At 36.0% G+C, this 19,131-nt stretch carries 14 protein-coding genes; 1 reads left to right on the plus strand and 13 read right to left on the minus strand.

Features of this window, described 5'->3' with window-relative positions; translation table 11 throughout:
- Positions 1-11: 11 nt before the first annotated feature.
- The 7 genes from C245_RS0112370 to hutH form a co-directional block, all read right to left on the minus strand.
- Positions 12-914, minus strand: a complete 903-nt coding sequence (locus tag C245_RS0112370; RefSeq protein WP_017496913.1) for a hypothetical protein — start codon at positions 912-914, stop codon at positions 12-14.
- A gap of 321 nt (positions 915-1,235) precedes the next feature.
- Positions 1,236-2,114, minus strand: a complete 879-nt coding sequence (locus tag C245_RS0112375; RefSeq protein WP_017496914.1) for a lipid A biosynthesis acyltransferase — start codon at positions 2,112-2,114, stop codon at positions 1,236-1,238.
- The gene (locus C245_RS0112380) at positions 2,114-2,368 is read right to left on the minus strand and encodes an acyl carrier protein (protein WP_017496915.1); all 255 of its coding nucleotides are present in this window, start codon (positions 2,366-2,368) and stop codon (positions 2,114-2,116) included. The genes C245_RS0112375 and C245_RS0112380 overlap by 1 nt, the downstream gene beginning before the upstream one ends.
- On the minus strand, positions 2,361-3,596 hold the full coding sequence (locus C245_RS0112385) for a beta-ketoacyl synthase (protein ID WP_017496916.1): 1,236 nt from the start codon (positions 3,594-3,596) through the stop codon (positions 2,361-2,363). The genes C245_RS0112380 and C245_RS0112385 overlap by 8 nt, the downstream gene beginning before the upstream one ends.
- 139 nt (positions 3,597-3,735) lie before the next feature.
- Complete coding sequence (gene fabG, locus C245_RS0112390; RefSeq protein WP_017496917.1) at positions 3,736-4,467, minus strand: 3-oxoacyl-ACP reductase FabG; 732 nt, start codon at positions 4,465-4,467, stop codon at positions 3,736-3,738.
- An 85-nt stretch (positions 4,468-4,552) separates the two neighbouring features.
- Positions 4,553-5,788: a WG repeat-containing protein gene (locus C245_RS0112395; RefSeq protein WP_017496918.1), complete on the minus strand. Its 1,236-nt coding sequence runs from the start codon at positions 5,786-5,788 to the stop codon at positions 4,553-4,555.
- Between the two features lie 39 nt (positions 5,789-5,827).
- Positions 5,828-7,348 carry a histidine ammonia-lyase gene (gene hutH, locus C245_RS0112400; RefSeq protein ID WP_017496919.1) on the minus strand — a complete coding sequence of 507 codons (1,521 nt, stop codon included), beginning with the start codon at positions 7,346-7,348 and terminating at the stop codon, positions 5,828-5,830.
- 101 nt (positions 7,349-7,449) lie between these two features.
- Between hutH and C245_RS0112405 the strand changes: the two genes are divergently transcribed.
- The gene (locus C245_RS0112405) at positions 7,450-8,700 is read left to right on the plus strand and encodes an NAD(P)/FAD-dependent oxidoreductase (protein WP_017496920.1); all 1,251 of its coding nucleotides are present in this window, start codon (positions 7,450-7,452) and stop codon (positions 8,698-8,700) included.
- A 368-nt stretch (positions 8,701-9,068) separates the two neighbouring features.
- Here the strand turns inward: C245_RS0112405 and C245_RS0112410 are convergent, their stop codons facing one another.
- From C245_RS0112410 to C245_RS0112440, 6 genes are all read right to left on the minus strand, one after another.
- Positions 9,069-9,674, minus strand: a complete 606-nt coding sequence (locus tag C245_RS0112410) for a hypothetical protein (protein WP_017496921.1) — start codon at positions 9,672-9,674, stop codon at positions 9,069-9,071.
- A gap of 814 nt (positions 9,675-10,488) precedes the next feature.
- The gene (locus C245_RS0112420) at positions 10,489-13,335 is read right to left on the minus strand and encodes a T9SS type A sorting domain-containing protein (protein ID WP_157495855.1); all 2,847 of its coding nucleotides are present in this window, start codon (positions 13,333-13,335) and stop codon (positions 10,489-10,491) included.
- A gap of 442 nt (positions 13,336-13,777) precedes the next feature.
- The gene (locus C245_RS0112425; protein ID WP_017496924.1) at positions 13,778-15,463 is read right to left on the minus strand and encodes a sodium/sugar symporter; all 1,686 of its coding nucleotides are present in this window, start codon (positions 15,461-15,463) and stop codon (positions 13,778-13,780) included.
- Between the two features lie 250 nt (positions 15,464-15,713).
- Positions 15,714-16,763, minus strand: a complete 1,050-nt coding sequence (locus C245_RS0112430) for a UDP-glucose--hexose-1-phosphate uridylyltransferase (protein WP_017496925.1) — start codon at positions 16,761-16,763, stop codon at positions 15,714-15,716.
- Between the two features lie 17 nt (positions 16,764-16,780).
- Complete coding sequence (galK, locus tag C245_RS0112435) at positions 16,781-17,944, minus strand: galactokinase (RefSeq protein ID WP_017496926.1); 1,164 nt, start codon at positions 17,942-17,944, stop codon at positions 16,781-16,783.
- Positions 17,945-17,999: 55 nt separating this feature from the next.
- Positions 18,000-19,055 (minus strand): aldose epimerase family protein, encoded by a 1,056-nt coding sequence (locus tag C245_RS0112440; RefSeq protein ID WP_017496927.1) that lies wholly within the window; start codon positions 19,053-19,055, stop codon positions 18,000-18,002.
- Between the last annotated feature and the right edge of the window lie 76 nt (positions 19,056-19,131).

Below are 19,131 nucleotides of genomic sequence, written 5' to 3' on the forward strand. Positions count from 1 at the left end.
AATTTCGTCTTCTAAACTCCTTGATAATATTGAGTTTCTCTTTTTATGGTATTTAACTTAAAGGGGTAGGTAATAAGGTGCAATATATACACTATTGGCGAGATTAACCATATTGCAAGGAATAAATAAACATTAAATACTTTAAGAAGTGTTTTTCTGTTTTTTTGATTTTTATAAATCAGATTCGACCACTTATTAAAAATTTTATTTGCCGTTTTATCAACGGTGACCAAATAAGAGCTGATCTTAACGGCATCAATGGCAACTAATTTAGGCTGTAAGTTCTGTAATTGATTTTGCTTAAATTCGGAAAGTATTGTTTCTCCAAATTTATCTGATTCCTGAATGTCTTTTTCTGATACTCCCGGCAGTGGAAAAATACCAAGATATTTTTTCTTTACGCCCGAAAACATCCATTCTACAATCGTAATTACACTGATTAAATTTCCAACACGATCTACTAAAGCCACATTTCCAACAAGCTGAGCATTGGCTTCTTTTAGTAAAACTTTGATTTTTTCCTGCGCCATAATCCACATATTACGAGAACCGCTTATGGTGATAACAGGTGTGTTGTTTAATATTTTTTTGGCTTCGGCACTTTTCAGAAAAGAGTTAATCGGAATAGAAGGGGACAAATACCAAACCTGATAGTGAAACAATACCAGATCGTATTTGGTGTTTAGAATTTCTTCCGGAACCGGTTTTAGTTCGGTTGGAATTTGCAGAAATGATTCGGGAAAAGCGTCGAAAAAAGCGTCTTTATTCCATGGAAAAGGAAAAGATTTCTGTAGTTGTATTTCGTGAAAAGTTACATTTATCTCCTCTGAATTCAGGAAGGGTTTAGCAATATTTCGTGCAATTGTTCCCAGTTGTCCAGACTGCGTATAATAAATAACAAGAACATTTTTCATTGAGGTTTATTTGCTTTTGGTTGCGAACAAAAATAGGCAAATTTATTTAAACGAATTTTCTTGTTTAAATGAATTGTTTTTGGCGATGAATTTTTGTTGTTTTTTTAATCTCGCAAAGATGCGAAGGCGCAAAGTTTTAATTTGAAATGAATTTTTAAGTACAGTTTGTCATTTCGACCGAAGGGAGAAATCACATAAGAAACTCCGCAAACTAAGTCGACAATCTTTGTGACTAAACGGGTGTGATTTCTCCCTTCGGTCGAAATGACAAAACGGAGTAAAAACTTTTCGACTTCGCGTCTCAGCGAGATTTTTTAAGTTTTATTTCAGATTATTCCAGAAGTCAAAATAATTGAACCATTGCAAAGGATATTTTTGCAGAATAGTTTCAACGCTTTGTACATATTCTTTCAGCAATCCTTTTTCATCACGATGTTTCGAGGCAGCTTCTCTGGCGTACAAATGATAATGTAAGTTTGGTTCTTTCATTACATAAACAAAAACAACAGGAACTTTTAATCGCGAAGCAATTAAAAACGGACCCGCAGGAAAATTGGCTTCCTTACCCAATAGGTTTTCCGAAAGAGATTTGGTGCCTTCAAAGTAACGATCGCCGGTAAAACAAACCAATTCGTTATTAGCCAAAGCGGCATTGATCTCAAAAATATGAGACAAATCGTCTTTAATGATGATAAATTTTACGGTAGGTTTTTGGGTAACGCTTTCCAGATAGTTTTTTATAGCAGAATGTTCCAAATCGGTAGTAACCAGATTGATTTGAAAATTAAGATCAATATCACCCAGGAAATGTTCGGCAATTTCGAAATTTCCAACATGAGCACTAATTAAAACACCTCCCTTTTTCTCGGCCAGGAGTTTTTTCAGTACCTCAATTCCATCAAATTCATAAGTGAATCTGTTTCGCATTCCTGCCGAAATGGAAATTTTATCAATGATCGTCTGTCCAAAAGTATAGTAACTTTTGAAGACCATTTTTTTAGATTTGAACCAGGAATATTGAAGCCTTTCTTTAAAGTAATAGAAAATGGCTTTGTTGCTTTTTTTTAAAAACAAAAAGTAATATGAAGCAACAAAATAAAGCAGGACATAAGCAGCCTTAATACCCGCTTTTTGTATTAAAAAAACGAATATTCTATAGCCTAAAACTGTTCCTTTTGATTTGCCATCCCATTGACTCATTAAACAGCTTTAGCTTTTAGTTTGGTTTCAATAAGGTCATAAAAATTCTGAAAAGTAGCAATTCCAACAAAATCAGCTTCTACCAGTTTTACACCAAAGTTAGATTCGATCGAGACTACTAAATCTACATAATCTAAACTATCTAATCCAAGTGTGTTTTTTAAATTAGCATCCGGTTCGATATCATCATTGTCTACTTCAAATTCATCAACCAAAAAACCATTAATTCTTGCTATAATCTCTTCTTTATTCATCGTTCAATTTAAACTTTTTAACCACCAACGCAGAGTTGGTTCCTCCGAATCCGAAGGAATTGGACAAAAATATGTCAAATTTTTTGTTTAAAGTAGTTTTGACCAAATTTAATTTAGCAGCATCTTCGTCAGGATTTTCTAAATTGATGTTTGGAGCAATGAAATCGTGCTGCATCATTAGGATAGAGTAGATTACTTCGCTTGCTCCTGCCATCCAGCATTCGTGACCTGTCATCGATTTGGTAGAACTTACATATGGATTTCTCTCTCCGAAAACTTCAAAAATGGCTTTGGCTTCATTTCCGTCTCCAACAGGGGTTGAGGTTGCGTGAGCATTTATATAATCAACATCCGTTGCTTTTAGCTGTGCATCGTCAAGCGCTCGTTGCATGGCTATAGACGGCCCTTCAACATTAGGCGTCGAGATATGTCCGCCGTTTGAAGAGAATCCGTAACCTGCAACTTCGGCAATGATGGTTGCGCCTCTGGCAATAGCCGATTCATAGCTCTCCAGAATTAACGTTGCACCGCCACCACTTGGAATTAATCCGTCACGATCTTTGTCGAACGGACGGGAAGCTTTTTCCGGTTCGTTTTCTCTGGCCGAAAAAACACCCAAACCATCAAAACTGCTCATCGCATATTTATTGATTTCCTGTGCGCCTCCACAGATGATAACGTCCTGAAATCCGCTCTTGATTAAAAAATAAGCGAGTCCTATAGAGTGTGATCCGCTGGCACAGGCTGCACTTACGGTAAGATTGATACCGCGAAGTTTAAAAATCGTTGATAAATTCATGGTTACCGTTGAATTCATCGATTTAAAAATAGCACCTGAACCTATTAAAGCGGTATCTTTTTTATCTCTGACAATATCAGTAGCTTCAATAACAGCTTTAGACACACTGTCGTTTCCGTACATAATTCCCACTTCGCGTTCTTCAAAAAAGGCATCATCTATATTCGCATTTTTCAATGCTTCGATCGTAGCCATATAAGCATACTCGGTCTCTTCACCAATGCTCATTCGCTGTCTGCGGGTCAATAAATTTTTTAAATCAGCCTTCGGAACCATTCCCGTTAGGGCCGATTGGAAACCAAATTCTTTTCTTTCAGAATCAAACTGAATACCTGATTTTCCCTGGTATAAAGATTCCTTTACTTCATCTAAAGAAGTTCCGATACAAGAATAAATTCCCATTCCAGTAATTACAACTCTTTTATTCATGGTGGTATTTCAAAGTATTTTCTATCCTTAAAGTGTATTTTTTTTGAAGTTTTTTTAATAAAACTTTGGAGCTCTGCGTCTTTGTGAGCAATTTTTGACGTTTAAAAAAACTTAAAACAATCTCACAAACATAGGATTATTAAGAATATATTCCTCCATTTATATTGATAATCTCTCCTGTAATGTAACTTGATTTTTTTGAAATCAAAAAGCTTACCAAATCTGCAACTTCCTCCGCTTCACCAAAACGGTTTACCGGAATCAGCTTTAATAATTCCTTTTCGTCCAGTTCACTGGTCATGTCCGTTTTAATAAAACCGGGTGCAACAGCATTTACAGTAATATTTCGTTTGGCAACTTCCTGAGCCAGTGCTTTGGTGGCTGCAACAATTGCACCTTTTGCTGCCGAATAATTGGTTTGTCCGGCTGTTCCTTTTACTCCAGAAACAGAAACCATATTAACAATTCGGCCGTATTTATTGCGTAACATTTTTTGAATAAAAAACTGCGTAACATTAAAAAATCCATTCAAACTGGTGTTTACTACACCATTCCAATCTTCGGGACTCATCCACATAAAAAGACCGTCTTTTGTAATTCCGGCATTGTTTACAATTGCTTCTACAATTGCTTCCGGATTAGCTTCCTGCCATTGTGTTAATGTTTTTTGTACGTCTTCAAAATTGGAAACATCAAAACCTAAGATTTCTCCCGTTGCTCCTAGTTTTTGTATTTCCTGAAGTGTTACTTCGGCAGCTGTTTTATTCGAGTGATAGTTAATCAGGATATGATAATTTGCATCAACGGCTAATTTTTTACAAATAGCACTTCCAATTCCTCGTGAACCGCCAGTTACTAATACACATTTCATATTCAGAATTTATTTTTATTTGTTCGATATAAAATCACTTTTTGATTAGCAATTTCATATGCAGAACTTATTTGGTTAATAGGTTTTATTTCTTCTTTTTGGCTACCGGTTTTTTGGTAGTTTTTGTCTCTGACTTTTCAGTCGTTTTGGCTTCTGCTTTTGGTTTCTCTGCCGCGATTTCTGCTGTGCTGATTCTTTCTTTTGATTGTGAAAACAGTTCAGCATTTTCAAACCATTGGTTGCCTAATACAGTTCCATCTGGTTTTAAGAAACCCCATTTTCCTTCATTTTTTACTCGGGCCAGACCATCGATAAAGCCTTTGTCTTGTTTTACGAACAGCGCAATAACAAAACCATTTGCTGTAATATTGTATTGGGTTGGAATAACTAATTTTCCGGTTTGATTGATGAATCCCCAGTTTTTTTCTTTTACAGGAGCCAGTCCGTCAGCACTAAAAACTTCGGCATCGCTGTAGGTAGGTTCAATTACAAATTCAGCTTTCGGATTGATATACCCCCATTTTGAACCTACGCAAACCGGAGCTAAACTTTTTGAAAACGCTTTCACCTTGTCATAAATTGGAGTAATTACCCAATTTCCTTTTAAGTCAATGAATCCAATTTTGCCATTTTTCTTGGCGTATGTAAGATCCTGCGTGTCAAAATCCCAGATTTTTTCAGCTCCGTCAACGGGAATAAAATTTCCTGAACTAACGATTCCAAAGGTTTTATCTTTTCTTGCCCAGCTTGTGTTCTTGAAATAATTTCCTATTTCTTCATACGCAGGCTCGATCATTTCTTTACCGGAAGTATTAATAATTCCCCATTTTTTATTGTTTTCAACTCTGGCAAAACCGTTTTCAAAAGATTTGATCTGATCGTATTTTGGTTCTAAAACAACGGTCATTTTCGAATTGATTAATCCTACTTTGCCATTTTGTCGAATGAACGCTACGCCATTTTCGAAATCAAAAAGTTTGTCTGACACAGGAGCGTTCTGAATTTCTCCTTTTGTATTGATATACACCCAGTCTTTGTCTTTTTGTACAACTGCAATTCCGCTGTTGAAATCTTTAACATTTTTAAAATCTGCCGGAATTACCCAGGCTCCTTTAGCATCTATAAACCCCCATTTTCCATTATTTTCCACAGCTGCCAATCCTTCAGAAAAGCTTCTTGCGGATTTGTACTGAGGCTCAATTTTAAAATTTCCGTCTTTGGAAAGATATCCAATTTTTGAATCTTTTTTAACTAACGCCAATTCCTGACTATTAACAAATTGAATAGTGAATGCAAATAAAATAATAAGTGTCTTTTTCATGATTTTAAAGGTTCAATATTAATAATGTAAAAATAAGTATTAACTGTGAATCAGGTAATCTTTTACTTTCTGAACAAAAGGATACATCACCTGATCTTCTTTAAATTCAGGAATAATGTTTCGGATATCGTCGTACCATTTTTTGGTAACGGATGAAATTTTATCTTTTTGTCCTAAATAATCAATAGCCTGAACGATGGTGATCATTTCGATACCTAAAACTTCAAATGAGTTTTCGATTACTTTTGAAGTAATAACGGCAGCATTGGTTCCCATACTTACAATGTCCTGATTGTCGTTGTTGTTCGGGATGCTGTGAACGTACATTGGGTTAGATAACATCTGACTTTCGGCAGTGGTTGAGGTAGCGGTAAACTGAACCCCCTGCATTCCGAAATTAAATCCTAAAGTTCCTAAGTTAACAAACGGAGGAAGGATTTCGTTGATTTTTGAATTCAGTAAATAATTCAGCTGACGTTCTGCCAGCATGGTTAGTTTGGTAATAACAATTTTTAGTTTATCCATTTCAAGCGAGATATAATCGCCGTGGAAATTTCCTCCGTGATAAACGTGTTTGTTTTTTACATCTATAATAGGATTGTCGTTTGCCGAGTTAAATTCGTCTTCAAGAATTGAAGCGACATTGTTTATAGTTTCTAAAACCGGTCCTAAAATTTGAGGAACACAACGTAAAGAATAGTATTCCTGAACTTTTTCTTTGAAGATTTCTTCGGTGTTTTCTCCGGAATATAAGTGATCTTCTCTTTTACGGATCAAGGTACTGTCTGAAAGATTCTGTCTCATTCTTGAGGCTACTTCCTGTTGTCCTTTATGACGTTTGGTTTGGTTTAATTCTTCAGAGAAATGATCGTCGTATGCCTGAACCAATTCGTTGATTGCGCAGGAACATTTTAAAGACCAGTCTAATAATTTTTTGGCAAGATGTACATTTACAACTCCAATTCCGGTCATTACCGAAGTTCCGTTGATTAAAGCCAGACCTTCTCTGATTTCTACCTGAATAGGTTTTAAACCTTCAATTTCAAAAACTTCAGCGGTTGGTCTTCGGTCTCCTTTATAAAAAACTTCGCCTTCGCCAATTAAAACCAAAGCTAAGTGTGATAATTGTACTAAATCTCCGCTGGCACCTACACCGCCATGCTCAAAAATAAGAGGAGTAATGTCTTTGTTGATCAGTTCTGCCATCAGATGAATTACAGAAGGATGAACCCCTGAATTACCTAATGATAAAGTGTTTAAACGAGCCAAAATTGCTGCTTTCGCGCAAACAGGGCTTAAAGGTTTTCCCGTTCCCGAAGAGTGGCTTCGGATTAAATTGTATTGTAATTGTATTTGATCAGATTCTTTAATTCTATATTGGGCCATTGGTCCGAAACCAGTGTTGACACCGTATATTACTTTGTTTCCTGAAAATTCTTTTAGGAAATTGAAGCTTTCATTCACTCTGTTTAAAACAATATCGCTGATGACAACTTTATTATTTCCAAAAATAATAGACTCGAATTCTGCTAAACTTAAATATTCATTAATTGTGTTCATTAAATCGTTTTTGGTTGTGCTAATTTAATTTTATTTATCAAAATAAATGTAGTTATTTTGATGATGGCAAATGTAGGTTAATAATTGATAATAATATTAATATGATAAAGGAGTTTGTTGATGTTTTAGTCATTGGCGCAGGACCATCAGGATGTGTCTCGGCATCGTATCTTCACAAAAACAACATTAAGATAAAAGTAGTTGAAAAAACAAAATTTCCAAGACTTGTAGTAGGGGAAAGTCTTATCCCTCGAGTAATGGATCATTTTGCTGAGGCTGAGCTTTTTGAGAGTTTGGATGCGATGAATTTTGAGAAAAAACTTGGCGCTCGTTTTATCAGAGGAGAAGAAATTTGTGTTTTTGATTTCAGCAAAAAATTTGGTGAAGGCTGGGACTGGACCTGGCAGGTACCGCGCGCTGATTTTGACAACACCATGGCGCAGGAAGTGATTAGAAAAGGAATTGATCTGGAATTTGAAACAGAGGTTCTGGAGGTTTCTTTTGAGGGTAAAAACTCTAAAACAATTGTAAAAGATAAGGATGGAAACCTAAAAGAAATACATGCTAAATTCATTATTGATTCCAGTGGATACGGCCGTGTTTTACCAAGACTTTTAGACTTGGACACCCCATCAAAATTAGATCCGCATTCTTCGATATTTACACATGTAAAAGATATTAACAGAGAAGAAGGAGAAGAGGGAACTCAAATTTCTTTTGATATTCTGGAAACCGAAGTTTGGCTATGGGTAATTCCTTTCTCCAACGGAAATACGAGTCTGGGGGTTGTGGGACCGACCGATTTTATTAATTCGCTTTCAGAAAATAAAGACAATGCCGAGGCTTTACGAAATGCGATTCAGAAATCAGATTATTATATCAAAAGATTTAAAGGAACAGAATTTTTGTTTGAGCCGGTAAAATTGGAGAATTATTCAAGAGCGGTAAAAAGAATGTACGGTGATGGTTTTGCCTTAACAGGAAACAGTTCTGAATTTTTAGATCCGGTATTTTCATCTGGAGTTGCCTTTGCAACCGAATCCGGAATGCTGGCGGCCAAATTGTACCTTAAAGAATCTCAGGGAATCGAAGTAGATTGGGAAACAGAATTCACCGGATATATGAAAAGGGGGATAGCTGTTTTTACCACGTATGTACAGGAATGGTACACTGGGAATCTTCAGACTTTGTTTTTTCATCAGCCAGAAAATCCGGATGTGAAAGAAAAGATCTGTTCGGTATTGGCAGGATATGTCTGGAACGAAGAAAATCCGTTTGTAAAAAAACACGATCACGTGATAAAAAATATGGCCTATTTACTAAATATGCAAAAAGAACAAAGCTCTGAATAATCAGGGCTTTTTGTTTAGATGATTGTTTCTATTGCTGTGTCATATTTCGCCCTAAAGGGCTCTTATTTATAAATGAACCTATAAATATGTTATCCCTCCGGGATAAAAAAGCGAATGTTTTTTTCTGTTTTTATTTAAATAATTGGCTTTGTCTGCTCCGTCGGAGCAAAATATTTATAACAAATAGATTTATACGTAGAAAAAAGCACCAGTGGATTGCTCCAACGGAGCAAAATCTTTATAGATAAAATCGAGACAGAGAAGAGAGCTCCGGAGGAGCGGCATATTTTAGGTTTTATTGTTTTTTAAAATTAGTATAGGGAAATAAAGAGGAGAGCTGTTTTTATGACAGCTCTCCTCTTATCGTTTTATTTATATGCTTTTTTTACTATCAGTTTAGACATTGATTTTGCTGTTTTGGCGAAACCTTCACCAATTCTGGTTTCGTTACTGAAATTACTGCCCCATTGATCACCCGGAGCTTCTTCGCTTGTAATTTCTAATAGGACATTTGATTTATTAGCAGTTTCAACAAATTTTAAGTTGGTCGTTACTTTTGCAGGCTGTTTCATAATTCCGGCATCCCAACCCGGATAGATCCATACCGCAGTCACGATTAAAGTATAAGGAGTTTTTAAATTTTCCTGAAAGTTCAAATCCTTTTTTTCTTTAGTTAAAACAATATTAGCAATTTCTAAAAATTTAGGAGTCCAGATTTGGTCTTTTGCACTAATCCATTTTTTTTCCCAGATGTTTCCGTTGCCTTTTGCCTTTTGATCTAACTCGGCTTTATGCTCCTGGACATACTGTGCTTCCGATTTTTTTTCCTTCATCATAGTAAAATTACTATAATCAAATTCGGTATTGATTTCTTTTTGATCTTTTAAGAAATCAAAGTTTCCTTTTACTACTTCCATGTCCTGTGCAAAAGCTGCTCCGGAAATAATAAATAAAGCAAAGATTAATTTTTTCATTTTTTGTTTTGTTTTTGGTTAATTAGTGTGTTAAAAGTAATTAAAATGTTTATACAAACATTTTTCCTGTTAAAATAAAATCATTTATTAGCTAAAGTTCAAAAATGTTTTTACCGCAAAGAGCGCAAAGGTTTACGCAAGGAATGCAGAAACATCTTATCGGTAACCAATATCAAAATGCTGTGTCCAAATTAGCACTTAAAAAAGGAATGCGGATTACACGGATTCGCTTTGCGAAAACACGGATCAGCACAGATTTTTTTAATACTGGTTAGAGAATAATTTTTATTCCTAATAAATCCGTTTTTATCAGCGTCTTCGCAAAGCGAATCCGTGCAATCCGTGTACTGTTTTTTAACCACAAAGCATGCAAAGGTCTATGTAAGGAAGTTGTAACAAATTATTTTTTTATTTCAATTTGTTTCAAAAGCTGTAACAATTTTTATAAAATTTCAATTTTGTTTCAAAAACTGTAACAAAATATTTTTATTTCCTGTTTTGTTACATCAAAATGCTGTGCCCAAATTAGCACTTAAAAAAGGAACGCGGATTACACGGATTCGCTTTGCGAAAACACGGATCCGCACGGATTTTTTATTATTGGTTAGATAATAATTTTTATTCCTAATAAATCCGTTTTTATCAGCGTCTTCGCAAAGCGAATCCGTGCAATCCGTGTACTGTTTTTTTAACCGCAAAGCATGCAAAGGTTTACATAAGGAAACAGATACACCAAAACAAAAAAGGAGGCGTTCACTAACGCCTCCTTATTATTTATATTATTTAAAAAATAATTTTAGGTTTAAGATCCTGTTTAATTTTTTAATATTTTGTTAGAAATCTTTTTACCATTTTCAAGTTTTACAGCTACTATATACCAGCCGTTTTTAAGTTCGGAGAGATTGATTTTAGTTTTATTTTTCAGGGTGATAACATTTTCACCATTCATATCAAAAACATATACAACTTCAACTTTTTCTTTTGTGTTGATACTTAGCTCTTCCTTAACGGGATTAGGGTAGATAATCAGAGAGGAATTAAAAGTTAGATCATCATTTAGAGCAGCAGTACCGGGCGTGCTAGTGCCGGAAGTTTGATTGATATAATAATCCTGTAATTTTTGAATCCAAAAATGATCATCAGTTAGCGTAGTTCCCGGGTTTCCAATTCCATCCGTACTAGCTCCTACACCTGCTCCCATTAAGACAAGTTTGGTTCCGCTATTTTTTACTTCTGCAAAGTGATTTCCAAAAGTCACTTTTTTTGTAGTGGGATTAACCAGAAGTTTAGGGTCGGCATGTTTATTCTGACTGAAATAGTTATAACGAGTTGCGTCATTTGAGAAATTTACGGTATCCCCAAAGAAAAAAGTTGAAGCAGAATCTTCGTAGTGCTGGCTGGTATTATTTAAAATTTGGAAAGGACCTGCTGTTCGTTCATTTACGGTTTCTGAACCATTGATATGTCCTACCGGTATTTGCCAGAGGACAACATGTTTGCCAGAGGCTTCGTAAAGTTTTTGAACAAAATTCAGGTAATTCATCCAGTGGTCATTATTCCAGAACCAGGTATAAGAGAAGGGATCTGCAGGGTTTCCGGTACTTCCGGCGCCCATGGCATCAAGACCGTATTTGTCTATAGAAATAAAGTCTGCATTATTAGACATAATTCCCATACTATTGGTGTATTGAAAAATATCTGCAGCAGTTTGTTTAATTTTGTTAAGCTGGGTAGTAAAAGTTCCGGTATCCGTTTCTCTGATAATTCCTTTTGGACCGGCTACACCAGCTTTTGCCCAAAGATTAAGCTGCCATCCAAATTCCATATTCAGGTTTTCGTCTGTTCTTTTCTTGTTGAGCTCAAAATTGATTCTTTCTACGAGGGTTTTTAATGTACCTGCATTTTGGGCAATACTTGTTGCATTTACGGCAGTTGTAGTCGTTATAGGTTCGTTAAACTGCTGCATATAGCCCAGAAAATCAGGTTCTAATACCACTCCAAAAAACTCATCTCCCAGTTCCGCTTTAACCTGATTCAGAAAAAGGTTGAGATTATTGAAATAAGCCGTCATATAGGAAGCATCTTTTACGTGTGCCAGATCCAGTTCGTAAGATTCGCTTCCGTCGGGAATGTTATAAAAAACAAAGAAAGGAATGAGCCCCATTTTTAAAGAATTCCGTGCAAATTTTATAGCTCTGTCAGGCTGCCAGGTATTCCATCCTGCGATTGGCCCTCCATTGATATAGATGTATCGTACATCCATTCGGTTATTCTTGAGCAGATTGCTGTCGTCGATATTGTTGTTGTAAAAATTGACATCGTCGGTAGTGTCTTCAGATACAGATCCTACAGAAACATAATCAGGATATTTTAATACGCTTCCATTGGTATTGTCTATTCTTAAACCAAGATAATATATGGTACCATCTGAAGTGGTTATCTGAAGTCCGGATCTGCCTGCTTTTTTAGGGATAATCTTTAAAGTATTTCCGGTAATAGTATAATCAAATACAGTAGTGTTTCTTCTTTTTAATGAAGTGATAGCCTTATCGAATACGAATGTTTTAGGTATTCCGTTAACCGCTTTTATTTGATTTGGAAGTGAAGCAAAGGAAATATTTTGTGTGGCAGGATTCACAATAGTAAGTTGTAAACCGGTTGTTGCTATGGTCCCATTGTTGTCTGTGACTGCTATTTGCAGTGAATTGTTTCCATAATTCTGAGGGGTCCAATTAAAGGTATAAGAATTTTGTGAATTGGTACTCACATTAGCATTAGTTCCGGCGGTAAGATCTTTAAACAGTATGCTGCTAATGGAACTTCCGGACGAAGGCTGAATAGTAAAAGTAATGCTTATAGGCGAAAAATTAAGTTGAGTATAGGAAGTGGCATTTGGCGGACCGGTAATCGTTATCACAGCAGGAGCAGTAATCGCAATTTTAATAGTTGTGTTGACTACGGTGCTTATTCCAATCGAATTTACAGTGGTATATCGAATGTTGTAATCTCCATAAGCGGTTGGGGTCCAGTTGTACGATATCGTGTTGCCGGATAAACTCATATTGTAAGTTGTATAAGAAGACTCTGTTGTCTTTTTTATTTCGACCTTATTTTGTGTTGCCGAAAAACCGTACAGATTGAGTGATGCGGTAAGATTGATAGCCGATAATGTACTTTTTATAATAATTTGTCCATCGGCGTAGGCAGGAGAAATGGCTATGGGCTTGATACACACACCAAGAAAAGTGTAAGCAGAAGACTGATCAGGAATTTCTGTTCCGGCGACCCAGTACTTGGCTTTATAGACACCATTGTTGTATCGTATAATGTTGTTTACATTATAGTTGGGAGTTGTACTGTTCCAATCAGAAACGGTATTACAGGCAGTATAAGCCAGAGATGGATTATTGATAATTAATTGCTCGTCACAGCTTCCTACTGCAGACCAGACACTGCTTGATCCGGGTGTGCTGCCGGCTCCCTGAGACCAGGAATTGTTTTTGTACACTATATTATTGTAACGAACATAAGAGTTACTGGAATATTGTGTGACCGAATACCAAGCTGGAATTCCACAGGAGCTGCCTAATTGAGCTTTAGCCAGAGTTGGAATAAAACAGACAAGAAAAGAGAAGAATAAAAGTTTATAATTTTTTATCATAGTAAAAACATTTAATACGTTATACATTCCGTTAATTGTGATTGTTTGAAAAAACGTATCGTTTTTGCCTCTTTAAATTTGGTACCTAAAGTTTAAAGATTAACCATACGTAAATCAAATATAGTAAGAAATTACTTTGTACAAATAACCAGTATTGTAAGTAAAATATTTGAATTTTAGTGATTTGGTTTTTTATTTTGAAAAAAAGGCAAAGAATTTGGTGATGAAGATTTTGTGGGAAATAGTGTAAAATAAGGCGGTGACCTACAATAATTAAAAACCCGACAAGCTCTAAAACTTGTCGGGTTTAATAAAATTTGGCACGTAAAAGCCTGATTAACAATGGTTAAAAAAGTAGGTTTTTTCTAAATTAATAACATAATATTTAAAAAATGTGATTTTCCCGGTACGGTTTTATTTTTCAAAAAAGAATACAATAAAACTACCAAAATTTAATGTACAGGGCTGCAATAATCAATAATGTAATGACGATTAAAACAGTCGTTTGTGGTTTTACTTTAAACATTTCGGCGTCGATTTCGAATGCTTTAGGATTCACTTTAGGACCTGCAAAACTGATTAAAACCATTACCAAAGTGGTAAAGATGAACGATAATCCCATACAAATATGAAAAGGGATTTCAAAAGCTCCTTTTCCGTTTGGATAAGCAGTATACAATAAAGTCTCATTTCCAAATAAGGCAGGAGCATATTCGTTGAATAGTACGGATAATACAAAACCTAAAATTACGCCTACTACGGCTGCAGCTCCCGTAGTTCGTTTCCAGAACATTCCTAAAACGAACATGGCAAAAACTCCCGGACTGATAAAGCCCGTGTATTTTTGGATATAGGTAAATCCGCCAACACCTCCAATTCCTAAAATATCATTCCAGGTAAATAATACTGCTAAAAGCATCGCTCCAAAAACGGCAATTCTTCCTATGTTTACCTGCTGTTTTTCACCAGCTTCTTTTTGAATGTATTTTTTGTGAATATCCAAAGTGTAGATTGTCGAGATACTGTTTACTTTTCCGGCTAACGAAGCTACAATTGCTGCGGTTAGCGCCGCTACTGAAAGCCCCTTTAATCCGGTTGGAAGGAAAGTCAGTACAGCAGAATAAGCTCCGTCTTTTCCTCCGACTAATTGTGGTAAATGTCCGTTTTGATATAAAACATAGGCAGCAATACCCGGTAACATTACAATTAAAGGCATTAACAATTTGAGCATACCGGCAAACAAAATACCGGTGCGTGCAGTTTGCAAATCGGCACCTAAGGCTCTTTGCGTAATGTATTGGTTGCATCCCCAGTAATTCAGGTTGATGATCCAGATACCGGCAAGATATGACATCAGACCTGGGAAAGTAAGGTATTTGTTGATGTCAAGCTGAGAAGATGTCGCAGTTGGCCTTGGAATAATCATTTTAAAATGTTCCGGTGCTTCTCTCATTAAAACTTTGAATCCTTCGATTGCATTTTGTCCAACTCCAAAATATTGTCCTACAGTCGTAAGAGCAATATACGAGGTAACTAAACCTCCAATGATTAAAACGGCCACCTGAATAACATCCGTATAAGCGACAACTTTCATACCTCCGAGAGAGATGAATAGGGCAAACAATGCCAATCCGATCATGATAATATGCAGATATTCTCCACCGGCCATACCGTTAATGGCCACAGCTCCTAAATATAAAATAGAAGTTAAGTTTACAAAAACGTACAAGAATAACCAGAAAACGGCCATGATTAACGCAGTAGAATCATTATAGCGTGTTTTTAAGAATTGTGGCATCGTGTAGATCTTATTCTTTAGGTATACGGGAATAAACCAAACGGCGACCACAATAAGACTTATAGCTGCAATCCACTCATAAGCCGCAACGGCAATTCCTAAAAAGAAACCTTCACCGCTCATTCCGATAAATTGTTCTGCCGAGATATTTGAAGCAATTAAAGAAGCTCCAATAGCCCACCAGGTCAGGTTTCCTTCGGCCAAAAAGTAAGCTTTAGCATCCTGTTCGTCTTGTTTACGTTTTCGGTAAACCGTATAACCGTAGGCCGAAACTACGATGAAGTAAATAATAAAAACCGCATAATCTGCGAAAGCAAGGTTCTGGTTCATTGATAGTACTATTTTAATAATTAGATAGTGATTGTTTGATTAGTAGAGGGTAAAAAACAATATTTGTCTGAGGTGGTTTAAATATTGTTTTTTTATTTTTTTTGATTTGGGTCGATTATTCGTTTTTGATTTGATTTATTAATGTGATTCTGTATTAAAGGGTAAAAAAGAGCTAAGACGTACCTGTTTTTTTAAGTATGTTGTTCAAAGCTGTAACAATTTGTGGGGCAAAATAGGCTAAAGTTTTATTTTATTTTTGTTTGTAATGAATGTCTGATTGCTGTCTTAAAACTTCGGCACATCTTTCAGGGGTAATGTCTCTTTGAGATTCGCCTAACATTTCATAACCCACCATAAATTTCTTTACTGTGGCTGATCGCAACAAAGGCGGATAGAAATGCATGTGGAAGTGCCATTCCGGATGTTCTAAACCATCTGTAGGTGATTGATGGATTCCTGATGAATATGGAAAAGAAGTACTGAATAAATTATCGTATTTGATGGTGAGTTGTTTTAAAATTACGGCAAAGGAATTGGTTTCTTCTTCCGTAAAATCAGTAATTTTATTTACAACTCTTTTGCTTACAATCATTGTTTCATAAGGCCAGGTTGCCCAAAACGGAACTAAAGCAATAAAATCATCGTTTTCAATTACTACACGATCACCCGTTTTTAATTCTGCCTGAACATAATCCTGAAGAAGCGTTCGGTTGTTTTTATCAAAATAAGATTTCAGATTTTGTTGTGTTCTTTCAACCTGAGTTGGAAGCGATGACTGTGCCCAGATCTGACCATGCGGATGCGGATTACTGCAGCCCATAATACTTCCTTTGTTTTCAAAAATCTGAACGTGATTGATGTATTTGATGCGTCCTAGTTCAGCGTATTCTTTTTGCCAGACTTTTACAATGCTCTCAATTCCTTCAATTTCCATTTCCGGTAAAGTAAGATCATGTCTTGGTGAAAAACAGACTACTCTTGAAATTCCCTGTTCGGGTTTGGTTTTAAAAAAAGTGTGCTTGATGTCTTCTTCAAATATAATTTCGTCCTGCTTCATTGCGGCGAAGTCATTTTCAAAGACAAAGCTGTCTTTATAGGTCGGATTGTACTCTCCATTGGCGCGAACGTTACCCGGACAGAGATAACAGTTTGGGTCGTGCTTTGGAAGAGTTTCAGTTGCAAGAGTCTCGTTTTGCCCTTGCCACGGACGTTTTGCTCGATGTGGTGATACCAGAATCCATTCGTTTAGTAATGGATTGAAACGTCTGTGCGGATCTTCGTTGATGTCAAAGTTTTTCATTTATAGTTTTTGTGATGTTAAAGAAGTAGTCTTGTTCCATTAGAGATTGTTACATCATAAAATTTTAATTCAATCCCAAATGTATTTAAATAAAGATTTGAAAACTTATTTTTCACCTCATTTTCATGCCCTTTTTTTATAAAATTTATGGTACACCCCCCGAAACCACCCCCCATGAGGCGTGATCCAATAATAAAAGCGTCCGTTTTTGCCGTATTTACAAGCATATCCAGCTCTTTACAGCTAACTTCGTATTCTTGCGATAAACCATAATGGGCTTCGAAAAGTAATTGCCCCAAAAGTGTAATATTCCCCTGATCTAATGCTTCACAAGCTTTTTCAACACGATCAATTTCCTTTACTACAAAATGTGCTCTTTTAAAAATAGTTGTTGACATTTGATTCTGCAGCGTCAAAAGCTGTTCTTCGGTACAATCTCTAAAACTTTTTATTTGAGGAAAATGATGTTTTATAATCGCCAGCCCTTGCTCACACTCCTGTCTTCTGGTGTTGTATTCAGAGGTAAAAAGAGAATGTTTTACATTACTGTCAAACAAAACCAGAGCGTAATCTTTGAAATCGGCATTGTGATATTCAAAATCCAGGGTGTTGCAATCCAGTTTTATGACCTTATTTTCAAGACCATGAACACTTGAAAACTGATCCATAATGCCACAATTGATCCCTACCCAGTGTTCTGCCTTTTGCCCTAACAAAGCGATGTCGGCTTTTTTGATTTTTAAATCGAAAAGCGATGCAATTCCGAAAATCATTCCACATTCTAAAGCAGCAGAAGAGGATAAACCGGAACCTACCGGAATGTTGCTGCTAAAGACACAGTTGAAACCTTCAAACACAAAACCGTTGTCCTGTAATTGTTTGATTACGCCACGAATATAATTGGTCCAGACCTCTTCGCTTAAAAGAATTTCTGCAGTTAAATCAATTTCAAAGGCTTCGTTCAAATCGATGGCTATTATTTTAGAGCTGTTGGTATTGTTCTTTTCAAAAGCAAAACAGATAATCTTGTCAATAGCCGCCGGTAAAACATAGCCGTCGTTGTAATCAATATGTTCTCCTATAATATTGATCCTTCCGGGAGAGAGCACCACTTTTTGCGGAGCCGATCCAAAAGACTTTTCAAAAAAAGCGGTTGTGTTTTGTATTAAAATATCATTCATTAGGTAGTGGTTGAAAGAAATAGCTTTTAGTTTTTGGTTGTTTTTTTAGCAAATATTAGATTATGTTTTCAAATCGGTAAAGGGTTTTTTGATGATAGTTTTCCCCTTTTCGTAAAACCGAATTCGGAAAATGTTTGTGGTTTGGGGCATCCGGAAAATTTTGTGCTTCAAAACATATTCCACTAAATGCGTGATAATTAGTATTTTCTTTTCCTTTTATAGATCCGAAACAATTTCCGCCTACATATATATGGACGCTGGGCTGATCCGTAATAACCTTCATCTGCAAATTGTTTTCGACACTGGATAAAGTGGCGGAAACCGCTTTTCCGGACTCAATTACAAACGAATTGTCAATAAATTCCGGGCATTTTTTAGCCGTTCTGAAATCAAAATTATGGTCAGAAAGAGCAATGAAATTCCCGGTTGGAATATTCTCAGGATTAGTTTCCAACATTTTGTCAGAATCAATAAAGAGGGTTTGGTTTAACAAATCCCGATGATGTCCGTCAAGATTAAAATAAGTGTGATGCGTAAGATTCACGATCGTATCTTCAGTTGAGGTCGCTTTATATTCCAGTTTTAATTCGTTTTCTTCTGTTAGGGTATAAGTCAAATCAACCTGTAAAGCCCCAGGATAATTCTCCTCTAAATTCTCACTCAAAAGACTTAAAGTTACCGAAGGATTATCGCCCGAAGTAATATGGGTAATGTTCCATGTTTTTTGTCCAAAGCCAATATTCCCGCCATGTAAAGCATTACCATTGTTGTTGGTATTCAATTGAAATGTCTGATCGTTTATGGCAAAAACACCTTTGTCGATTCGTCCGGCATAACGTCCAACGGTAGCACCAAAGTAAGGAGCGCTTGGTAAATGATAAGACGCCAGATAAGATTCTAAAGTATCGAAACCTAAAACAACATCAACAACCCCACCTGTTGCAACCGGAATTATCAAAGAGGTCAGTGTTGCACCGTAATTGATAATTTTTGCTTTCATTCCGTTTTTGTTGCACAATTCACAAGAAAGAATTTCTTCGTTATCGGGCAATAAACCAAATGATTCCATGGCAGATGTATTCGGAAGGTGTGATATTTGTTTTATTTTCATATTTTTTTTGCCAAAAATGAAAACCAAAAATAGAAACAATATCTGTTTTTACATACCAGTACCTACCAGTTTTTTG

Source organism: Flavobacterium sp. WG21 (assembly GCF_000335775.1).
Classification (GTDB): domain Bacteria; phylum Bacteroidota; class Bacteroidia; order Flavobacteriales; family Flavobacteriaceae; genus Flavobacterium; species Flavobacterium tructae.